The 21,585-nt window shown below is 59.1% G+C and carries 20 protein-coding genes and 1 tRNA gene; 1 reads left to right on the top strand and 20 read right to left on the bottom strand.

Going from position 1 to position 21,585, the window contains the following annotated elements:
- Positions 1-118: 118 nt before the first annotated feature.
- The 4 genes from ABXR19_RS14160 to rnr form a co-directional block, all read right to left on the bottom strand.
- Complete coding sequence (locus tag ABXR19_RS14160; RefSeq protein ID WP_354601787.1) at positions 119-1,495, bottom strand: HD-GYP domain-containing protein; 1,377 nt, start codon at positions 1,493-1,495, stop codon at positions 119-121.
- A gap of 72 nt (positions 1,496-1,567) precedes the next feature.
- The gene (locus ABXR19_RS14155; RefSeq protein ID WP_354601786.1) at positions 1,568-1,918 is read right to left on the bottom strand and encodes a hypothetical protein; all 351 of its coding nucleotides are present in this window, start codon (positions 1,916-1,918) and stop codon (positions 1,568-1,570) included.
- 121 nt (positions 1,919-2,039) lie between these two features.
- Positions 2,040-2,777: a 23S rRNA (guanosine(2251)-2'-O)-methyltransferase RlmB gene (rlmB, locus tag ABXR19_RS14150; protein ID WP_354601785.1), complete on the bottom strand. Its 738-nt coding sequence runs from the start codon at positions 2,775-2,777 to the stop codon at positions 2,040-2,042.
- Positions 2,774-5,749: a ribonuclease R gene (gene rnr, locus ABXR19_RS14145; protein WP_435594329.1), complete on the bottom strand. Its 2,976-nt coding sequence runs from the start codon at positions 5,747-5,749 to the stop codon at positions 2,774-2,776. The genes rlmB and rnr overlap by 4 nt, the downstream gene beginning before the upstream one ends.
- Positions 5,750-5,794: 45 nt before the next feature.
- Between rnr and ABXR19_RS14140 the strand changes: the two genes are divergently transcribed.
- A tRNA-Leu gene (locus tag ABXR19_RS14140) sits at positions 5,795-5,879 on the top strand.
- 131 nt (positions 5,880-6,010) lie between these two features.
- Here ABXR19_RS14140 and ABXR19_RS14135 read toward each other — a convergent pair.
- The 16 genes from ABXR19_RS14135 to ndk all read right to left on the bottom strand — a co-directional run bounded on the left by ABXR19_RS14135 (position 6,011) and on the right by ndk (position 21,551).
- Positions 6,011-7,321, bottom strand: coding sequence for an adenylosuccinate synthase (locus ABXR19_RS14135; RefSeq protein ID WP_354601783.1), 1,311 nt, complete (start codon positions 7,319-7,321; stop codon positions 6,011-6,013).
- An 11-nt stretch (positions 7,322-7,332) separates the two neighbouring features.
- Positions 7,333-8,493: an ATP phosphoribosyltransferase regulatory subunit gene (locus ABXR19_RS14130; protein WP_354601782.1), complete on the bottom strand. Its 1,161-nt coding sequence runs from the start codon at positions 8,491-8,493 to the stop codon at positions 7,333-7,335.
- Between the two features lie 8 nt (positions 8,494-8,501).
- Positions 8,502-8,687: a DUF2065 domain-containing protein gene (locus ABXR19_RS14125; protein WP_354601781.1), complete on the bottom strand. Its 186-nt coding sequence runs from the start codon at positions 8,685-8,687 to the stop codon at positions 8,502-8,504.
- A gap of 2 nt (positions 8,688-8,689) precedes the next feature.
- Complete coding sequence (gene hflC, locus ABXR19_RS14120) at positions 8,690-9,574, bottom strand: protease modulator HflC (protein WP_354601780.1); 885 nt, start codon at positions 9,572-9,574, stop codon at positions 8,690-8,692.
- Positions 9,574-10,797 carry an FtsH protease activity modulator HflK gene (gene hflK / locus ABXR19_RS14115; protein ID WP_354601779.1) on the bottom strand — a complete coding sequence of 408 codons (1,224 nt, stop codon included), beginning with the start codon at positions 10,795-10,797 and terminating at the stop codon, positions 9,574-9,576. The genes hflC and hflK overlap by 1 nt, the downstream gene beginning before the upstream one ends.
- A 14-nt stretch (positions 10,798-10,811) precedes the next feature.
- Positions 10,812-11,978 (bottom strand): GTPase HflX, encoded by a 1,167-nt coding sequence (gene hflX, locus ABXR19_RS14110; protein ID WP_354601798.1) that lies wholly within the window; start codon positions 11,976-11,978, stop codon positions 10,812-10,814.
- A 107-nt stretch (positions 11,979-12,085) separates the two neighbouring features.
- Positions 12,086-12,352, bottom strand: coding sequence for an RNA chaperone Hfq (gene hfq / locus ABXR19_RS14105; protein WP_354601778.1), 267 nt, complete (start codon positions 12,350-12,352; stop codon positions 12,086-12,088).
- Between the two features lie 89 nt (positions 12,353-12,441).
- Positions 12,442-13,770, bottom strand: coding sequence for a ribosome biogenesis GTPase Der (gene der, locus ABXR19_RS14100; RefSeq protein ID WP_354601777.1), 1,329 nt, complete (start codon positions 13,768-13,770; stop codon positions 12,442-12,444).
- 18 nt (positions 13,771-13,788) lie between these two features.
- Positions 13,789-14,925 carry an outer membrane protein assembly factor BamB gene (bamB, locus tag ABXR19_RS14095; RefSeq protein WP_354601776.1) on the bottom strand — a complete coding sequence of 379 codons (1,137 nt, stop codon included), beginning with the start codon at positions 14,923-14,925 and terminating at the stop codon, positions 13,789-13,791.
- Entirely contained in the window at positions 14,925-15,575 is a 651-nt protein-coding gene (locus ABXR19_RS14090; protein WP_354601775.1) for a YfgM family protein, read from the bottom strand. Before ABXR19_RS14090 ends, bamB begins: the two co-directional genes overlap by 1 nt.
- A gap of 24 nt (positions 15,576-15,599) precedes the next feature.
- Entirely contained in the window at positions 15,600-16,886 is a 1,287-nt protein-coding gene (gene hisS / locus ABXR19_RS14085) for a histidine--tRNA ligase (protein WP_354601774.1), read from the bottom strand.
- Positions 16,887-18,134, bottom strand: coding sequence for a flavodoxin-dependent (E)-4-hydroxy-3-methylbut-2-enyl-diphosphate synthase (gene ispG / locus ABXR19_RS14080; protein WP_354601773.1), 1,248 nt, complete (start codon positions 18,132-18,134; stop codon positions 16,887-16,889).
- Between the two features lie 11 nt (positions 18,135-18,145).
- Positions 18,146-19,174: a helix-turn-helix domain-containing protein gene (locus ABXR19_RS14075; RefSeq protein ID WP_354601772.1), complete on the bottom strand. Its 1,029-nt coding sequence runs from the start codon at positions 19,172-19,174 to the stop codon at positions 18,146-18,148.
- Positions 19,171-19,986 carry a type IV pilus biogenesis/stability protein PilW gene (gene pilW, locus ABXR19_RS14070; protein WP_354601771.1) on the bottom strand — a complete coding sequence of 272 codons (816 nt, stop codon included), beginning with the start codon at positions 19,984-19,986 and terminating at the stop codon, positions 19,171-19,173. Before pilW ends, ABXR19_RS14075 begins: the two co-directional genes overlap by 4 nt.
- A complete protein-coding gene (gene rlmN / locus ABXR19_RS14065) occupies positions 19,983-21,074 on the bottom strand; it encodes a dual-specificity RNA methyltransferase RlmN (protein WP_354601770.1) in 1,092 nt (363 codons plus the stop codon). The genes pilW and rlmN overlap by 4 nt, the downstream gene beginning before the upstream one ends.
- A gap of 51 nt (positions 21,075-21,125) precedes the next feature.
- Complete coding sequence (gene ndk, locus ABXR19_RS14060) at positions 21,126-21,551, bottom strand: nucleoside-diphosphate kinase (RefSeq protein WP_354601769.1); 426 nt, start codon at positions 21,549-21,551, stop codon at positions 21,126-21,128.
- Between the last annotated feature and the right edge of the window lie 34 nt (positions 21,552-21,585).

Raw genomic sequence — 21,585 nt, 5'->3', positions numbered from 1 at the left:
TCTGAAGAGCCGCTTGCAGCAAGCCTCTACAGGCATCGTACCGGAAGAGCCACAACCACCGCACATCTACAGCCACACTGCCTGAAGATGCCCACTGTATGCGGCTCTCCAGCCTGCCTTAAACCGGCGCCAGGGTCTCGGGCAGCAGGCGCGCAACGGCGCGCTTGAGCGCCTCGAAGCAGCGCGGATCAATCGCGGTACCGACGGTTTCGGCCATCATCTCCAGCGTGCGCGGCACCGGAATCGCGCCGCGATAAGGACGCTCGGCAGTGATTGCATCGAAGATGTCGGCGGTGGTGATGATGCGCGTCTCCAGCGTGATCTGGTCGGCGCTCAAACCATGCGGATAGCCCTTGCCGTCGAGCCGTTCATGATGCGCGCCAGCCACGCTGGCGAGTTCCTGAAAGGCGCGGATGCGGCCGAGAATCTGCTCGGTGTAGGCCGCGTGCATCTGCACCGCGCGCCATTCGGCCTCGTCCAGCTTGCCGGGCTTGTCGAGCACGCTGTTGCTGACGCCCAGTTTGCCCAGATCGTGCAGCAACGCGGCGCGCTTGAGCCAGCGCCGCCGCTCCGCACTGAGACCGACCTCTTCCGCAATCATGTCGGTGTACAACGCCACGCGTTCGCTATGCCCGGCGGTGTAAGGGCTTTTCGAGTCGACCACCTGGCCGAAACCTGCGGCGATGTCATCGAGATAATCGTCGTCGAGCGTGACGGCGTGGCGCGCCGGCTCCAGCGCGAACACGGCCTGATCGATCCCGGCTGAGCCCAACACCTGCCAGAAGGCATCGTCTTGTGCCACCGCCTCGAAAGCCTGCACGCACTGCGGATCGAACCAGCTGCCGCTGCGTGCGCGCACTTCCTGCAGGGCCGCCTCGCGCCCATCGCTGGTGAAAAACACATCTGCCACCTGGGCCAGCAAGGCGATCCGCGCCAGTACCGAAATCTGCGTCCCGGCGATGCCCAGCGGCTTGCCGCCGCCATTCCAGTGTTCATCCAGATGCAGGATGCCGTCGGCCACGGCTTCGTTGAAGCGCAGCTTGCGGGCGATCTCGGCACCGCGCTGACAGCGCGTCTCGAACAGCTCGCGGCCGATTTCCTCGCCATTGCGGAACAGATGAAACACCGTCCGGAAACGCTCGCTGAGCGAGGCCTGCAAGCCGGTATGGCGCAGCACGAAACCGATGACCTGCGCGGTGCTGGTACCGGCGTGTTTGAAGTCGCGTTTGAAGGACAGATCGTCGGTCAGATACAGCGCGCAGATCCGCGCCGCGTTGCTGCTGCAGCCCAGATCCTTGAGCAGCAGCGTGTAGTACAGCGACCACAGCTGCGCCTCGTTGAAGCCCAGCTCGCGCCCGATATGCATGCCAATCCAGCAGCAGCGCACGCAATGCCCGCGCGGCTGGCCCTCGGTAATGTCCAGCGCATGGCTCAGCGCCGCCATCAGTTCGGCGAGGGTCAGGGAATTACCGGAAGAAACGGGAAATCGATCCATCCCGGATTAACGACCCGCGCCGGGCAGGCTTAAGGCCGCGTTACCAAATGGCGGCAACGCCCGCGGCGGTGCTCAGGTTCGCGGCTCGAAGGGCATGTCCAGACCGTTTTCATCCGTCCGGCCAGCGCGCTCGGCGCCATCCTCGTTGATCATGTCTACCCAATTATCGACCGAACGCGGCTGCGGCGGCAAAAGGGAACGATACCAGGTTCGCAGATTGAGGATTTCGGTCAAAACCGGCTGCGAAAAGCCCTGGCGATCGCCGCGATCATTGAGCATCAACTCCTGAAAATACGCCTCGATCTCGGGCGTGCCCCAGAGCTGGACCAGCTTGTCGACGATCCGCGGGTAAGAATCCACCAGCTGACGGGGATAAAAAGCGGCGGGTGCATCCCTCAGTTTTGCTGCCAATGCTTCACTCATGTCGCATCTCCTGTCACAGCATCACGTTTGACCACTCTGGCGCCAGCAACACAAAGATATGCCGCCAGAGTGGCATTGCGCAAATACTACGCGCAGAGGGCTACACGGCAAACGCCGTCAGTCAGCCGGCGCGCTGACGCCGCGCTTCGAACAGACAGACGCCGGAAGCGACCGAAACGTTGAGACTCTCAACGCTGCCGAGCATGGGGATCTTGGCCAGTTCGTCGCAGGTTTCGCGGGTCAGGCGGCGCAGGCCATCACCTTCGGCACCGAGCACCCAGGCCACGGGGCCTTTCTGGTCGATTTCGTAGAGCGATTTGGTAGCCTCGCCATCGGCGCCGATACACCACACGCCCGCGTCTTTCAGTTCGCGCAGAGTGCGGGCCAGATTGGTGACGACGATGTAGGGCACGGTGTCGCCAGCGCCACTGGCAACTTTCATGGCCGTGGCGTTGAGGCCAACGGCGCGATCCTTCGGCGCGATCACCGCGTGCACGCCGGCGGCATCCGCCACGCGCAGGCAGGCACCGAGGTTGTGCGGGTCCTGAATGCCGTCAAGCACCAGAATCAGGGCGTTTTCGGTCAGGTCTTCGAGGATGTCGGACAGGTGCAACACCTTGTGGCGCGGATCGATCTTGGCGACCACGCCCTGGTGGCGGTGCGTGCCGGCCATACCGTCAAGCCGGGCGCTTTCGTTCGGCATGATGCGCACGCCGGCGGCTTCGGCCTTGGCGAGCAGATCACGGGCGCGCGCATCGCTGCGCTGGGCAGAAACGTGCAGTTCGAGAATGGCTTCAGGATCGTGCCGCAACTTGGCGGAAATGGCATGAAAACCATGAATGAAGCGACTTTCACTCACGTGGACTTCCTTTCTTTCTTCTTCGAAGCAGCTGCGCCAAGAGCGGCGTCAGCCTTGGGTTTACGGGCAGGCTTGCTGCCAGATGAGGCGGGGAGCGCCTGGGCGACAGTATCGCTTGCAGAAGCAGACGCAGCAAGGCTCTCCGGAACAGCTACCTTGGACGGACTCAGCAGAGCAGCGCGCATGGGCTTTCTCGGCGCGCTGGTCGGCGAGTCCGGTTGAGTGTCCGCTTGGGCCTTGCTGACGCTGCGCGTGGGTGCGGCTGCCGGCGTTTTTCCGACAGGCTTGGCAGCTTTGGGGGCGGCCTTCACGGCCGGCTTGGGGGCGGCTTTGACGACGGGCTTGGCGGCAGCTTTCGGCGGCTCGGTTACGACAGCTTTCGCTACGGCCTTGGGCGCCACGGCAGGCGCCGCTTTGACGGCACCCTTGAATGCCGTGCTCTTGACCGGAGCGGTCTTGGCCAGATCACGCCAGCTGACGGGCTCTTCCTCGCCAAAACCAGCGTTCGGCGCGGCCTTGCGCTTGCTCGCCACGGGCTTGGCCGGCATCGGCACGTCAGCGACAAAGCGGGCGGCGGGCGCCTTGCGATCACGCTCCGTCTTGCCAACACGCTCGGTGGGACGCGCCACGCCTTCGATCAGGCGGAAGTCGATCTTGCGCGTCTCCAGATCCACGCGTACCAGTTGCACACTGACCCGGTCCGACAGGCGGAACTGCTGACCCGTGCGCTCGCCAACCAGCGCATGACGGGCTTCGTCGAAGTGGAAGTAATCCGCGCCGAGTTCGGAGATATGGATCAAGCCTTCGACGAACAGATCATCCAGGGTCACGAAGATGCCGAAGGTGGTGACCGAGGTGACGATGCCGGTGTATTGCTCGCCAATGCGATCCTGCATGTAGAAACACTTGAGCCAGGTTTCCACATCACGGCTGGCCTCGTCGGCACGGCGCTCGGTCTGCGAGCAGTGCACGCCGATCTCTTCCCAGATGCCATTTTTGGCCGCCGATGCGGCGTGTTTCGCCGTGGCGTCGCGAGCCGCCTTGTCACGCGCTTCGTTGGGCTTGCCGCCACCCTTGCGCCGACGCGTGTCCTTGAGCAGCTCCACGGGCCCGGCACTGGGCTCGTAGACGGTCTTGGTCAGCACGGCCTTGATTGCACGATGCACCAGCAGATCCGGATAGCGCCGGATCGGTGAGGTGAAGTGCGTATAGGCGTCGTAGGCCAGACCGAAGTGGCCGACATTCTCGGGGCTATACACGGCCTGCTGCATGGAGCGCAGCATCACCGTCTGGATCAGCGGCGCATCCGGGCGGCCCTTGATCTTGTCGACCACCTTGGCGAAGTCCGAAGCGCGTGGCGCATCACCACCACCCAGGCCCAGACCGAATTCGGCGAGAAATTCGCGCAGCTTGCCCATCTTCTCGGCCGAAGGGCTTTCATGCACGCGGTAGAGCGACGGCTGCTTGTTCTTCTGAAGGAATTCGGAGGCACACACGTTGGCGGCCAGCATGCATTCCTCGATCAGGCGATGAGCATCGTTACGACGCTCCGGCACGATGCGTTCGATCTTGCCCTCGGCGTCGAAGACCATCTTGGTCTCGACCGTCTCGAACTCGATGGCGCCGCGCTTGGCGCGCGCCTGCAGCAGGATGCGGAAGAGCACATCCAGCGTTTCCAGATGCGGCAAGAGCGGCGCATGTTCGGTACGCAAGGCTTCGTCGAGCTTGCCGGCCTCATCGCCGTAGAGCATCGCGGCGACCTTGTTGTAGGTCAGACGAGCGTGTGAATACATCACGCCCGGATAGAAACGATAGGCCTTGATCTCGCCCGTGGCATCGATCGTCATGTCGCAGACCATGCACAGGCGCTCGACCTGCGGATTCAGCGAGCACAGGCCATTGGAGAGCTTTTCCGGCAGCATCGGAATCACCCTGCGCGGAAAGTAGACCGAATTACCGCGCGCCAGACCTTCAGCCTCCAGCGCGGAGCCCGGCGTCACGTAATGGCTGACGTCGGCAATCGCCACGATCAGGCGGAAACCCTTGCCCTGCTTCTCGCAGAACACGGCGTCATCGAAGTCCTTGGCGGTTTCACCGTCGATGGTCACCAACGGCAACTGGCGGATGTCTTCGCGGCCCGGCGTCCAGTCCTGTTTGCGCACCACATCCGGCAACTTCTTCGCCTCAGCCTTCACCTCATCGGAGAACTCGAAGGGCAGATCATGCTTGCGCAGTGCAATCTCGATTTCCATGCCGTCGTCGGCAAAATTGCCTAGCGTCTCGACGATCTGACCAATCGGCTGGCTGTACTGCGTGGGCTGCTGCAACACCTCGACAGTCACGACCTGCCCGGCCTTGGGCTTTTGCTTGCCGCCCGGCGCCAGCAGGATGCCCTGGCTGATGCGCTTGTTCTCAGCCAACACCATGGCCACACCGGCCTCGATCGTCACACGGCCGACGATGCGGGTATTGGCGCGCTCCAGCACTTCGATGATCTTGCCTTCACGGCGACCGCGCTGATCCACGCCGACGGCGCGCACCAGGGCTTTGTCGCCATGCAGCACCTCACGCATCGCACGCGGACCGAGGAACAGGTCTTCACTGGCGTCATCGGGCACCAGGAAACCGAAACCATCGGGATGGCCTTCAACACGGCCACGGATCAGATCGGCACGATCCGGCAGGATATAGGCGCCGCGCCGGTTGCGCATCAGCTGGCCGGCGCGCTCCATGGCGCCCAGACGGCGGGCGAAATGCTCGTCTTCTTCCTCACGGATATCGAGCGCGCTGGCGAGGCCTTCGACCTCCAGCGGACAACCTGCATCCTCAAGGACTTGCAGGATGTATTCACGTGAAGGCAGCGGGAATTCGTACTTCTGCGCTTCACGTTCAAGGAAGGGATCGGCGCGGCGGATCTTGGATATTTTTGGGGTTTTCATCTTGTTTTGTTTAGGTGCTTGACTCATTGTCATTAGTCCTTATAATGCCGGTCTCACGTCGCAACCGCGACATGAAATGCCCAGGTGGCGAAATTGGTAGACGCGCTAGTTTCAGGTACTAGTGCCGCAAGGTGTGGAGGTTCGAGTCCTCTCCTGGGCACCAAATTCGAGTGAAAAGCCAAGTCTTCGGACTTGGCTTTTTTCTTTTGTACGTTCGTTATGTGATTCGATCAAACTTTGCTTTTGTAATTTAAAGGTAAAAATGAAAGGCCGGCGTAAGCCGGCCTTTTGCTATCAGGCAGCAAACGGATGTTGCTTGAGAATCGTCTCATCGCGCTCCGGGCCGGTCGACACAATCGCGATCGGCACTTCACACACCTCTTCCAGACGGTTCAGATAATTCTGCGCGGCGGCAGGCAGATCCTCCCAGCGCTTCACGCCAAATGTCGTTTCCTGCCAGCCCGGCATGGTTTCGTAGATCGGCTCGCATGCAGCCACATCATCCGCACCGATCGGCAACAAGTCGATTTTCTGGCCGTGCAGCATGTAGCCGGTACAGATCTTCAGCTCGTCCAGACCGTCCAGCACGTCCAGCTTGGTGATGCACAAGCCGGTCAAGCCGTTGATGCAGGCGGAGCGACGCAGCGCAGCCGCATCAAACCAGCCGCAGCGGCGTTTGCGCCCTGTCACCGTACCAAACTCGCGGCCGATGCGCGACATGCGCTCTCCGGGCACGCCCGGGGTTTCGATGTCCAGCTCGCTCGGGAACGGCCCTCCACCAACGCGCGTGCAATACGCCTTGGTGATACCCAGCACGTAATGCAGCATGCCCGGGCCGACGCCCGCCCCGGCCGCAGCCTGGCCCGACACGCAGTTCGAAGAGGTCACGAAAGGATAGGTGCCGTGATCGATATCCAGCAACGAGCCCTGTGCGCCTTCAAACAGCAAACTCTTGCCAGCCTTGTTGGCCGCGTACAGGTCAGCAGAGATATCCGAAACCATAGGACGAATCGCCTCGGCATCTTTCATCGCCTGGTCATACACGGTCTGGAAGTCCACCGCTTCGGCGCCCAGATACTGGGTCAGCACAAAATTGTGATAGTCCAGCACTTCGCGCAGCTTGGCCGCGAAACGCTCCGGATAAAACAGGTCGTACACGCGCAGCGCACGACGCGCCACCTTGTCGGCATAAGCCGGGCCAATCCCCTTGCCGGTCGTACCGATCTTGTCGGCCGCACATTTCTTGGCCTCACGCGCCTTGTCCAGCGCGGAGTGATACGGCAGGATCAGCGGGCAGCCAGAGCTGATTTTCAGACGCGAGCGCACGTCAATCCCATCCGCTTCAAGAATTGCGATTTCGGACAACAGGTGATGCGTATCCAGTACCACGCCATTACCGATGTAGCACTGCACACCTGCGCGCACGATGCCCGAGGGCACCAGGTTAAGCTTGTATTCCTTGTCGCCGATCACCAGGGTGTGACCCGCATTGTGGCCACCCTGAAAGCGCACCACACCTTGTGCGTGATCAGTCAGCCAGTCGACGATCTTGCCCTTGCCTTCATCGCCCCACTGGGTGCCGACAACCACTACATTCTTTGCCATTTGAATCTTCCTCAGTCTTCCAGTGCCACGACGCACCAAGCGCCATTCTGCAATTCGATACGCCGGTCACAGCCAGCTTCACGCCAGTCACCGGTATGCCCCGGCAACTCCAGCATCACAACCTCTCCCGCCTCGCGCAACTGTGCAATCAGCACAACCAACTCGGCGGCATTATCCATCGGAGCCAGCACCGCTCCGGATGCATTCGCTACAGCGCCCAAAGCCGCCAATTCACGCAAATCCAGGCTGAAACCGCTGGCTGGGCGAGCCCGGCCAAACTCACGCCCCACTTCGTTATAGCGCCCTCCCAAGGCCAACGCCGTCGGCGAGCTGCCGCAGTAAGCCGCAAACATCAGCCCCGTGTGATAGAGATAGCCGCGCAAATCCGCCAGATCAAAACTCAGGGGCAGATCACCCAGCTGACGCGACAGGTGCAGCAACTCATCCAGCGCCGCATGGACACCCGGCACATCAGGCAAGCGATCGCGCGCGCGCAGCAACACGCTGGCGTCGCCATACAAATCGGGCAGCGCCAACAAACCTGAACGTGCAGGCTCAGCAATATTTGCGACAAACTCACGTAGCGCGGGCACATCCTTGGTCTGCAATATGCCGAAGAGCGTCTCTTCCGCCTCGGCATTGAGGCCAGCCAAAGAACTCAGCGTGCGGAAGATGCCAACGTGGCCGATATCGATCCGGCTGGTGCGCGCACCCGCCAGCTGCAGCGTCCGTGCGAGCAGACGCAAGACCTCGACATCCGCCTCAATACCGGAATGCCCATACAGTTCAGCACCGATCTGCAGCGGTTCGCGCGAAGCCGTCATACTGCGCGGCAGGACATGTACCACCGGACCACAGTAGCAAAGCCGCGCCACGCCCGTGCGATTAAGCAAGTGAGCATCAATGCGAGTGACCTGCGGCGTAGTGTCAGCCCGCAAGCCCAGTGTACGCCCGGAAATCTGATCGACGAACTTGAACATGGTGTCAGCCATATCCTGCCCGGTGCCTGACACCAGCGAATCCAGATACTCAACAGCAGGCGGAATCACCAGCTGATAGCCATGCAGACGAAACTCATCCAGTACGGCACGACGCAAAGCTTCAACGCGCTGCGCTTCAAGCGGCAGCACATCTTCAAAATATTCGGGCAGCGCCCAGCGTGGCAAAGCCATGGGAAGTCTTAGTTGCTCAGAAGGAAAAGTGCTGCGCCTAGCAGCACGGAGATCAGGCCGACAAAACGGATCTGGCCGTCAGCCATGCGCGTGATACGAAGGAAAGTCTCACGCCACACGGTCGGCGCAATCAGGGGCAGCAAGCCTTCGAGCACCAGCATCAGCGCGAAGGCCGCCAGCAGGAGGCGCAACATACTTACTTGCCACCCTCTTTGCCGCCACCATTCTTCATGTACTTGAAGAAATCGGAAGATGGATCAACCACCAGCACATCACTCTTGCTGCGGAATGTCTGCTTATAGGCATCCATGCTGCGCCAGAAACGATAGAACTCGGGATTGCGACCAAAAGCTTCGGCATAAATGGCTGCAGCCTTGGCATCACCCTCACCCCGGATCTTCTGAGCTTCGCGATAGGCTTCAGCCTCCACCACCACGCTACGCTTGTCCGCATCAGCCTTGATCTGCTCTGCCTCGGCGCCGCCAGTTGAGCGCAATTCATTCGCTACGCGCTTACGCTCAGCCTCCATCCGACGGAACACAGAATCACTGACATCCGTCGGCAGCTCAACGCGTTTGACGCGCACATCCACGATTTCAACGCCGTATTGCACCGAATCAGCGGCGGCCTTGGCCTTGACCGCCGCCATCAAATCCTGACGCTTGCCGGAAATTACATCATGCATCTGACGCGTGCCGAACTCTTCGCGCAGAACCGCATTCACGGTTTGCTCAAGGCGCGAACGCGCGCGCATCTCCTCCACACCAAACGCGCGATAGAAGACTGCAGGATCCTTGATGCGCCACTTGACAAAGGAGTCGACCAGCACATTCTTCTTCTCTGCCGTCTGAAACAATTCCGACTCAGGCGAATCGATCGTGAGAATACGTCGATCAAAATTCTTCACGTCCTGAATCAGCGGCAATTTGAACTTGAGGCCGGGCTCCATTTCAAAACGCTTGATTTCGCCCATCTGGAATACCAGCGCGTAATTACGCTGATCCACAGTAAAGACGGACATCGACAACAGAACCAGCACAAACAAAGCCAGCCCCAAAAAAACCGGTAAACGCGAATTCATTAACGATCTCCCCTTTCGCGATTGCGCAAGGCGTCGCGGCTGCGACTATCGACATCAGCCCGCTGCGGCGCAGCTGGCGTTTCCGGTACGGAAGGCTTGGCTGCTGCAGCATCCGTCTGCGTCGGCAGGCCGGATTGCATCAGCTTATCCAAAGGAAGGTAGAGCATGTTGCCATTGCCCTTGGTATCAACCATGACCTTGGTCGTGTTCGAATAGACCTGCTGCATTGCTTCGATATACATGCGGTTGCGCGTCACTTCAGGGGCTTTGGCGTACTCAGCCAATACCTGCTTGAAGCGACTGGCATCCCCCTCAGCCTCTGCGACAACCTTGCCTGCATAACCCAAGGCATCCTCGCGACGCCGCGCAGCCGTACCTTCTGCTTTTGGCACAACGTTATTAAAGTAACTCTGCCCTTCGTTTTTCAGGCGTTCGCGATCCTGTCCGGCCTTGACGGCGTCATCAAAGGCGCCCTGGACCTGTTCGGGCGGCTGAGCATTCTGCATCGTCACCTTGCTGATCTGGATGCCGCTACCTTTACCCGCGCCAACCTTGTATTCATTGAGAGTGTGCTGAATCAACAAATGCGCATCTTTGGCAACCGCCTCACGCCCCTCGTAAAGCACAAAATCCATCTTGCTCTTGCCGACGATTTCGCGCATTGCCGACTCGGCCACCTGCTTGACCATCTCATCCGGATCCTTGTTGCTGAACAAGAACTCAGCCGCATCATTCAAGGTGTACTGCACTGCCAACTGAATATTGACGATATTTTCATCGTCGGTAAGCATCAGAGATTCATGCAGATTTTTTGCCTTGTCAGACCCGCGAAAACCGATCTCGACGGTACGTACGCGCGTCATATTGACCAGTTCAACCGATTCGACCGGATAAGGAATATGCCACTTCAAACCTTCGGTGGTGACCTCCTGGAACTTGCCAAACCGCAGAACCACACCGCGTTGACTTGCATCCACGGTATAAAACCCGCTGCCCAGCCACAACAAGGCAACGACGCCAATAATCAGGCCAAGCCCACCCCCCAACTGACGCGATGACACTGGCGGAGGGCTTTCGCCACCACCCTTGCCGCCACCGCCAAAAAGGCCGCCCAGTCGTTTGTTAAAATCTCGCCAGATATCTTCGAGATCGGGAGGTCCTTGATCACCAGGGCGCTTATCGTCGCCCTGGTTGTTACCCCAGCGCGGATCATTGATTGACATGAGAACTCCAGTAATCATCGGGATACTCGGTCTGAATCGTCGGTTGAAAAACCCGATCCTGTCTCGGCGAGCGGATCAGTAGAAATCGTCGGAAATATTTGGGTGGCCAGCACGCTGCGCAAGTCATTTACGCCATCGCCAGTACGGGCACTAAGCAGAATGCGGCCGATTTTACCATAGCCATCCTCTTCGACACCTGCTTGCCCCTGGGTCATGTCAATCTTGTTCCAGACCAGAAGCTGGGGCACATCTCCCGCACCGATCTCGCACAACACGGCATTCACGACAGCCATCTGTGCCTCACGGTCTTCAGAGGCTGCATCAACAACATGCAACAACAGATCTGCATGTGCCGTTTCTTCCAGCGTCGCGTGAAAGGCGGCCACCACCGAATGCGGCAAATCGCGAATGAACCCTACGGTATCTGACAACACAAAATGACGTTGCGCATCCGCCAGATAGACTTTGCGTGAAGTGGTATCCAGCGTCGCAAAAAGCTTGTCTGCGGCGTAGGCGCCCGCCTTGGTCAAAGCATTGAACAGAGTCGACTTGCCCGCATTGGTGTAACCCACCAGAGAAATCACAGGCACCTCGCTGCGCTCACGCGAGCGACGCCGGACCTTACGCTGTTTTTCCAGCTGTTTGAGGCGGTCCTTCAGTAGTTTGACGCGATTGCCGAGCAAACGCCGGTCGGTTTCAAGCTGCTTTTCGCCAGGCCCACGCAAGCCAATCCCGCCTTTCTGGCGTTCAAGGTGAGTCCAGCCCCGCACAAGACGCGTCGCCATATGCTCCAGCTGAGCGAGCTCGACCTGCAGCTTACCTTCATGACTCTTGGCGCGCAGCGCAAAGATATCCAGAATCAATGCCGTTCGGTCAATCACGCGCCGCCCCAGCGCCTGCTCCAGATTGCGCTGCTGGATTGCCTTCAACTCGTGATTGAAAATGACAATATCAGCGTTATGTGCAGCAGCAGTGGCGGCAATCTCCTCCACCTTGCCTGAGCCCGCGTACAAGGCCGCGTCCGGCGCGCGGCGCGGCCCTTGCACCAGAGCAACAAGCTCAGCCCCTGCTGACGCAGCGAGCAGCTGAAATTCCGCGAGTCGCTCGGCAAGACCGGCGTCACCAAAATCAAGCTGCACCAGCACGGCGCGATTACCTACGGAATCGGGGCGATCAAACATGAGAACAGACATGGAAAAGCCCGGCCGTGGCAAAGCGCCACGGCCGGACTTGACAGGAATGGAGCATGCAAATAGCCGCCAGCGAGGCGGCGTGCCGCAAAGGCAACTTACTCCTTCGGAGCTTCGGCTGCTGCGGTCGGTGCCGCACCGTTTTCATGCGGAATAGTCACCGCACGGGCCGGCACGACTGTAGAAATGGCATGTTTGTAAACCATCTGGGTGACGGTGTTCTTCAACAGCACCACGTATTGATCGAAAGACTCGATATGACCCTGAAGCTTGATGCCGTTAACCAGATAAATGGCAACGGGCACGTGCTCCCGACGCAAAACGTTCAAAAAGGGGTCTTGCAGCAATTGGCCTTTGTTGCTCATGATTTGTGGCCCTCGTCAGTATTGTTATGGGGGTAAAACAAAAACCGTCCGCTTCAGTATGGGCGAACGAGCGTAAGAGGATAGCAGGCTTAGTCCTTGTCGGCATAGGGGTTGCGCGCCGTACGGAACTCAATCCGCAAAGGTGTTCCCTGCAGTTTGAACACATCCATGAAAGTTCGTTCCAGATAACGCCGATACGCCTCTGGAATGTGATCAAGAGCATTGCCATGAATGACGATCACCGGCGGATTCTGTCCCCCTTGGTGCGCGTAGCGCATTTTGGGACGGAAAATTCCGTGGCGCGGCGGCTGCAGTTTCGCCATTGCCTCGACCAGAGTGCGTGTCAATTTCGGAGTAGGCAACTTCACCATCGCCGCGGCAAACGCCATATCCACGGACTTGAGCAAGGGCGTGATGCCCTGCACCTGGAGAGCGGAAATGTAGTGATGACGAGCAAAGTTCAGGAAATGAAGCTTGCGTGCGATATCGGCTTTGACCCGCTCGCGGCCGTAATCATCCAGATCATCCCACTTGTTGACGGCAAGCACCAAAGCACGCCCTGCCTCCAGCACAAAGCCTGCGATATGCGCATCCTGATCTGAAATATCCTGGCTGGCATCCAGCACCAGAACCACGACATTCGCCTCTTCAACCGCCTGCAAAGTCTTGATAACTGAAAATTTCTCGATCGCTTCAAAAACCTTGCCGCGACGACGCAGTCCAGCCGTATCAATCAACGTATAAGCCTTGCCATTGCGCTCGAACGGCACTTCGATGGCGTCGCGTGTAGTGCCCGGCATATCAAATGCAATGACCCGGTCTTCACCAAGCAAGGCATTGATCAAGGTGGATTTACCCACATTCGGCCGTCCGACAATCGCTACTCGGGGGCCGGTATTGGCGTCACCGTCAGTCTCAGCATCCTCCGGAAAACGCTCCAGAATCAGATCAAGCAAGCCTCGCACACCTTCGCCATGTGCAGCGGAAATCACATATGGCTGACCAAAGCCCAGCTCATGAAACTCCGCACTGAAGGTGTCACGATTGACACCCTCGCCCTTGTTAACCGCCAGATAAACGGGGCGGCCAGCACGGCGCAAAGTATCGGCAATCTGCTTGTCATGCGGCGTAAGGCCGGTACGACCATCCACGACAAAGACAAGCGCATCGCCTTCAGCAATCGCAGCCTCGGCCTGGCGGGCCATTTCGACCATGATGCCTTCTTTGGCACTGGGTTCGAAACCTCCGGTATCCACTACCAGATAAGAACGCGAGCCACCTCTGCCAATACCATAATGGCGATCACGGGTCAGACCCGGCATGTCCGCGACCAACGCATCACGCGTACGAGTCAGACGGTTGAAAAGGGTGGACTTGCCGACATTGGGTCGGCCCACCAGAACCAGCGTAGGTTTCACTGCAACTCCAAATCCTGCTTACTGCGGTACGGCAAAGGCGTACAAACTGCCATCGCGCGCTTGCACGGCTAGAGCATTATTGGGTAACAACAACAAAGGCGCGCTGATGCCGGAACTATCTGCACGCAAACGTGCAATGAAATGTCCATCCTGGCGGCTCAATACATGCACATAGCCCTCTTCATCTGCGACAGCCAGGGAGTTGCCGACAATCAGCGGCCGGCCGAGCTTGCGGTACAAAAGCTTGTCCTGCTTCCAGTTCGTTGATCCGCTACCGGCATCCAGAGAGTACACAGAATCACTGGCATCCGTTACGTACAAGGCGGTGGCATCGGCATCCACCCCAACCGCGGAAGAGAAGTCACGACTCCAGCGCATGACACCACTGTCGCGATCCACGCAGGCTACCCGTCCTTGAAAAGCTGCCACGCACACGGCATCGCCACGCAAAACAGGCGTTCCAACCACATCGGTCATGCGTTCCAGTTCATTCGATCCCTTTGGCTGCGCAATCGTAGACTCCCAACGCTGCACGCCGCCCGACAGGCTCACGGCCACCAACCGCCCTCCCGGAAAGCCAGCTACAAGCAGATCACCAACGACCAGCAAACCCGAGTAATTGCGCAAAGCCAACGGCGACTGAGCGCGCTGGTAAATCCAGCGACGCTTGCCATCAGCAAGGCCATACGCCGCCAGCAAATTATCACCAACGCGCACGACAACTAGATCCCCCGTCACTAGGGGACTGGCCAGCACCTCGCCTTCAATAGCCACTTTCCAGCGCAAAGAGCCCTTGTCTGCGTCATGCGCCAACAACTCTCCATCACTGCTCGCGACGACGACGACAGAACTATCACTGCCCACTCCACCAGACAGGCGCGCAGCCGTCTTCACAGACCAAAGCTCGCGCCCGGTGGCATCAAAGCGTGCCAGACGACCACTACGACTGGCGGCATACAAGCTCCCGCCAGCCAGAGCCGGACGCAACATGGAAGCTTCAATCGAACCCATTCCGCCATGCCACTGCTCGCGCAATGAAGCGGAGGGCTGAAAAGCGGGCAGTGGTGAAGGTAGTGGCCCCGGATTGGACGACCACAAAAAACAGCCGCTCAGAGACGATGCCAGAGCCAGTACGGCCAATGCGCGAAATTTCATCAGGCTCCCCCAAGGGCTTCCAGTTTGGTTTGCACTGCGGATCGGAAGCCCGCTGACTGCTGAGCACTTTGCTGCGCAATCGCGTCAACAGCTTTCTTGTAAGCATCGCGGGCCGCCGTCGAGTCACCTTTGGCGAACAAGACATCTCCACGCAGATCTTCAAAACGCGCCGTGAAAGCTTGCGCCGGTGCGGCCTCAAGTGTTTTCAGCGCGGCGGGATAATCTTTTTCATCAAGTTGCACGCTAGCCAGACGCAAACGCGCCAGATCTCGCAGCAAAGGATCCCAGCCCTTGCTTGCGGCCCACTCCAGCTTGGCCCGTGCGGCCTTACTGTCACCGGCATCAAGCTCGGCTTTGGCGGCCAGCAGGGCGGCGAGTTCCGCAGCGGAAGAGTTGCCGTGTTTGCTGATGATTTCATCGCTCAACACCCGCAGCGTAGCCATATCCTTGGCCTGCTCGGCCTCGGCCAGCTTGCCATAAATAGCCCCCGCCTCGGCAGCTTGGCGCGTCTGATACCAACGCCAGCCCTGCACGCCAGCCACCACCAGCACCAAAGCGAGCACAGCGCCCGTCACACGGTTGCCGTTTGCTTCCCACCAGGCCTTGATGGCCGAAAGCTGTTCCTGCTCTTCCAGATCGTAAGCTGCCATTATTCTCGTTCCTTCATTCAAAAATCAAACGGCGGAGTCACCATAAAGGCGATCCGCCAGCAATTCAGTCAGAGCCTCAGGCGTCACAGCCTGCTGCTCACCATCCCCTCGTAAAGGCTTGAGGGCGACCACGCCGGCTGCCACCTCATTGTCACCAACAATGACCGCATACGCGGCGCCAGACCCATCAGCTTTCTTCATTTGCGACTTGAAACTGCCGCCACCACAGTGGAAAACCACCGCGAATCCGGCGCTACGCAACTGCTCCGCTACCCGAAAAGCAAAAGGCTGCGCCGCCTCGCCCTGATGCACCACATACACATCCGGACTGTTCAAGGGCACATCAGTATCCTGCCCCTCCAGCCACAGCAGCATGATCCGCTCCATCCCCATTGCAAAGCCACAAGCCGGAGCTGGCTTGCCGCCAAGCTGTGCAACCAGCCCGTCATAGCGCCCGCCCGCACAGAATGTAGCCTGCGCACCCAAGCGCGAAGTCGTCCATTCGAACACGGTACGGTTGTAGTAGTCCAGCCCTCGCACCAAACGCGGATTAATGCGGTACGGCACTGCAGCCTCGCGCAACAGGAACTGAACCGCCTCAAAATGCTTGAGTGACTCCTCGCCCAGAAAGTCCATAAGCTTGGGAGCAGCCTCGACAATGCCTTGCATTGCCGGGTTTTTGCTGTCGAGTACGCGCAAGGGATTGGTGTGCAGACGGCGCTTGCCGTCTTCATCCAGTTCTGATTCATGCGCCTGCAAATAGGCGATCAGCTCGCCACGATGCGCCGCACGCTCTTCGGCATCGCCCAGCGAATTGAGCTCCAGCTCAATGTCTTCCAACCCCAGATCATCCCACAGACGACGACACATCACGATGTGCTCGGCATCAATATCCGGTCCGGTGAAGCCCAAAGCCTCGACACCGACCTGATGAAACTGGCGGTAACGACCTTTCTGCGGGCGCTCGTGACGGAACATCGGGCCGCTGTAGTACAGACGCTGCGGGTTCTGGAAAATCAGATTGTGTTCGATCACCGAACGCACGCAAGAAGCCGTGCCTTCCGGGCGCAACGTCAATTGCTCGCCATTCAGCCGATCCTCGAACGAGTACATCTCCTTTTCAACGATATCGGTGTGCTCACCTACGCCGCGCGAAAAGAGCTTGGTGGACTCAAGAATCGGCGTGCGGATCGGCCGATAACCGTAGCTTTTAAGCCAGTCCCGCACAATCGCTTCGAATGCTTCCCAGCGTTCCGCCTCATCGGGCAGCAAATCATTCATGCCCCGCAGGCCTTGCAGTTTGATACTCATCTATCCGATCTTCTTCACGTATTTTGTCGCGACATAATTGTCGAGGATGCCGCGGAATTCATTGGCAATATTGTCACCGCGCAGAGTCATCGCTTTCTCGCCGTCAATGAACACCGGCGCAGCCGGCGTCTCGCCCGTACCCGGCAGCGAGATTCCGATATTCGCGTGTTTGCTCTCACCCGGGCCATTGACCACGCAGCCCATCACTGCCAGCGTCAGGTTCTCCACCCCGTCGTACTGCTCGCGCCACACCGGCATCTGATCGCGCACATAAGTCTGCACGCTCTGCGCCAGCTCCTGGAAAAAGCTGCTGGTCGTACGCCCACAACCCGGACAAGCCGTAACCATCGGCGTGAACGCGCGCAAACCCATGGTCTGCAGGATTTCCTGCGCCACCACGACCTCCTGCGTACGCGCACCGTTCGGCTCAGGCGTCAATGACACCCGGATCGTATCGCCGATACCCTCCTGAAGAAGCACGCCCAGCGCGGCTGTCGAGGCAACAATGCCTTTGCTGCCCATACCGGCTTCGGTCAGGCCCAGATGCAAAGGATAGTCACAACGCCGTGCCAGCTCGCGATAGGTGGCAATCAGATCCTGCACGCTCGAAACCTTGCACGACAGAATGATCCGGTCGCCCGCCAAGCCGACCTCTTCAGCCATCTGCGCGGACTCCAGCGCCGACACGACCAAGGCCTCGCGCATTACCGCACTCACATCCCAAGGCTCGGCGCGCTGATTGTTGGCATCCATCATGCGAGCCAACACGGACTGGTCGAGACTGCCCCAGTTCACGCCGATACGCACCGGCTTGTCGTACTTGCAAGCCAGTTCGACGATCTGCGCAAACTGCGCATCGCGCTTCTGACCCTGCCCCACATTGCCGGGATTGATGCGGTATTTGGCGAGCAGTTCGGCGCAGGCCGGATTGTCGGTCAAGAGCTTGTGGCCGTTGTAATGGAAGTCGCCAATGATCGGTACCGCCACGTTCATTTTGGCAAGTTGCTCGGCAATTTTCGGCACAGCCTTGGCCGACTCATCGTTATTCACCGTTATGCGCACCAGCTCCGAACCGGCGCGCGCCAACTGGGCGATCTGAATCGCAGTTGCGACGTGATCCGCCGTATCGGTATTGGTCATCGACTGCACCACGATCGCGGCAGACGAACCGACCTGCACCGGGCCAATCTTTACCAAGCGGGTCGGATGCCGCGCCTGAGCGCGAGCGGAAGGAATAACTTGCGTCATAAAGAATCCTGTTACTGCACAGTCACGCGCGCTACATCACCCTTGATGTAGGGCGTCAGATCAACAGGCTTGCCTTTCCAGGACAATTTGACCTTGGGCGCGTTGCCGATCACCAATACAAACGGGCCATTGCCCTGCACTTCCTGCAACACTCCAGCCTGATTCATCCGTGCAAAGACCACCTTGTCGGCAGCGTCACGCACCTCAACCCAGGACTCGCCCTCAAATGCCAGAACGATTCGCGGCAAGCTGCTCGCCGCCGCTTGCGGCACATTCAAAGGCGCAGACTGCCTGGCCACAGGCAAACTCGGCGCTGATTGCCGAACGGCTGGCAACAGACCTTGTGCCGCAGAGGGTGCGGACTGCCGAACCTGCGGAGCGCTCTGAGCGGAAACAGGCAGCGGGATATTGTTCTCCACCGCAGCACCAGAGGATGGTGCTGGAGTGGAAGCCGAAGCGGGCGAAGACGCCAGCGCCCTCGGCATACTCTGAACAGAAGAAGGCTGGCTGAGCGCCGTCAAGGTTTCAAAAGGCGCCCGAAGCAATGCCTCTGCATCGGGTTCAGATTGAACACCCTCCTCCAGCAAAACACCCTCTTCACGGACCTCGAACCACTGAAAATACCAACCGGCACCCAGTACGCCCGCCAGCAGCAGCACCATCAAAGCGGCTGGCAAAGCAGAAAATCGTGGATTGCCCGGCGTCGGCATGCGCCCCAGACTGGGTGAATATATCTGCGACGAAATAGCGGCCGCCGGACGGCCTTCGCTCGCGTCAATCAAAGCCAGAAAGGGCGCCGGATCAAGCTGCAGGAAGCGTGCGTAATTACGCACAAAACCTCTCGAAAACGCAGAGCCAGGCAAAGCCGACAAATCACCGCGCTCAATAGCCTCAAGCTGACGCGGAGCCAGCTTGAGCTGCGCCGAAACCTGATTGAGTGACAAACCACGCGCCTCACGCTCCACGCGCAAGCCTGCCCAACCACTCTCCAGCCCGGACAAGGGCTGATTCACGCCATCTTCCTGCACCGTGTCACTCACTCGAATTTCCCTTGCAGATAAAGCTGATATTCGTTCGACCCCGGAAACTCACTGCGCATCTTGTTACCGTAAGCCTGAACCACGTCCCTGTTCCCCAGTTTTTTCTCGATTCTTGTCGCCAGCCAAAGCACCTCTACGTCCACACGCTTCATCTGCTGCTGCGCCTTGTCGATCCACTGCTTGGCGCGCAGCAAGCGATCTGTACGGTAAGCAATATCCGCCAACGAGACCAAAGCCGCTACATTGCCAGCATCGGCCTGCACTGCGCGCAAAAATCGTTCCTCCGCACCCGCGTCATCTTTTTTACGCAAAAGACACCACCCAGCATTTGTCCAAGCACGTGTAGGCGTCGTGTAATAAGGGTTTCGCGCAGCCAGTTCCAGACGCTGCAGGCCCTGCCCCTCCTGCCCCTGCGAGCACAGGAACCAGCCATAGGCATCGTTGATCACTGGATCACCAGGGGCAAGGCGCGTAGCCTCTTCGAATGCCGGGCGCGCCTGCGAGAACTGCTCCTGACTGGCATACACCATTGCCATAAGCAAGTGTGCCGGCGCATAACTGCTATCCGCCGCAATCGCCGTGCGTGCTTCGTCCAGCGCCACGCCGTTATTGCCGTTTTGCATGTAAACATTCCCCAGTTCCACATGCGCCTTGGCCGACGTCCGTGCCGGTGACTTGCTGGGCAACTCGGTCGAAGCGCGGACTAGCTCGGCCGTCTCCACCGGTTTCGGGGCTGCCGCATCAATCGTACACGCGGATAACAACGCTCCACACAGCGCGCACAACAAACACTCTTGCAGTTTTTTGATCATGAACGTACCTCGGTAATGGGCACTACACGTTTCTGGGTTCTGCGCGTTTTATCTTTCACCTGCCCAGCCAGCTGGCCACAGGCGGCGTCGACATCGTCGCCACGCGTCTTGCGCGTGGTCGTCACGATACCGGCTTCGTTGAGCAGTTGCGAGAAACGACGGACTACCGGCGCCGAACTACGCTGAAAACCTGACTGCGGAAACGGGTTGAAAGGAATCAGGTTGAATTTACACGATACCTGACGCCCGATATCGATGAGCTGGCGCAGATGCTCATCCTGATCATTCACCCCCGCCAGCATGATGTATTCGAAGGTCACGAAATCACGCGGCGCTCGATCCAGATAGCGCCGACAGGCCGCCAGCAGATCCTTGAGCGGATACTTCTGGTTGATCGGCACCAGCTTGTCGCGCAATGCATCATTCGGCGCATGCAAGGACACCGCGAGCGCCACCGGACACTCGTCGCGCAGACGATCCATCGCCGGCACGATGCCCGAAGTCGACACCGTCACGCGCCGACGCGACAGACCGTAAGCATGATCATCCAGCATCAGCTTGAGCGCCGACACCGTGTTGTCGAAGTTCGCCAGTGGCTCGCCCATACCCATCATCACCACATTGCTGATGATCCGGTCGCCATCATGCGTAGCGCCGAGCAGGCGATTCGCCAGCCACAACTGACCAATAATCTCGGCCGCCGTCAGATTGCGATTGAAACCCTGTTTCCCGGTCGAACAGAAAGCGCAATCGAGCGCGCAGCCTGCCTGGGTGGAGATACACAGCGTGCCGCGACTGGTCTCGGGGATATACACCGTTTCCACCGCATTGCCATTACCCACATCCATCAACCATTTGCGCGTGCCATCGCTCGACACATCATCGCGAACCGGCAGCGGTGGCTGAATGCACGCCGTTTCCTTGAGCTTCGCGCGCAAGGTTTTGGCCACGTCGGTCATGGCATCGAAGTCGGTCTCCCCGAAACGGTGAATCCAGTGCAGGATCTGGCGCGCACGAAAAGGCTTCTCACCGCGTTCGGCGAACCAGGCAATCAGGGCGTCTGCATCTAAGTCAAGGAGGTTTTGCATGAGTACTCAAATCAAGGCCCGGTCACCCGAAGGCGGCCGGGCGGGTGCTGCTTAACGGCTATACACGTTCAGACCAGGAAAGAAAAACGCGACTTCTGCAGCAGCCGTTTCCGGCGCATCGGAGCCATGCACGGCATTCGCGTCGATGGAATCCGCAAAATCCGCGCGGATCGTGCCGGGCTCAGCCTTTTTCGGATCCGTCGCGCCCATCAGGTCACGATTCTTGCTGATGGCGCTCTCGCCTTCCAGTGCCTGGATCATGACCGGGCCGGAAATCATGAAATTCACCAGATCCTTGTAGAACGGGCGATCCTTGTGGACCGCGTAAAACTGGCCGGCTTCCAGCGCAGACAACTGCACCAGTTTGGCGGCCACGACTTTCAAGCCAGCGTCTTCAAAACGCTGGGTAATCTTGCCGATCACGTTCTTGGCGACGGCGTCTGGCTTGATGATGGAAAGGGTACGTTCGATTGCCATTTTGAGTTCTCTCTTGGGTAAAAAAGGACGGCCA

Source organism: Uliginosibacterium flavum (genome assembly GCF_040566545.1).
GTDB classification, from domain to species: Bacteria; Pseudomonadota; Gammaproteobacteria; order Burkholderiales; family Rhodocyclaceae; genus Uliginosibacterium; species Uliginosibacterium flavum.
This window is presented reverse-complemented; position numbering and strand designations above follow the sequence as displayed.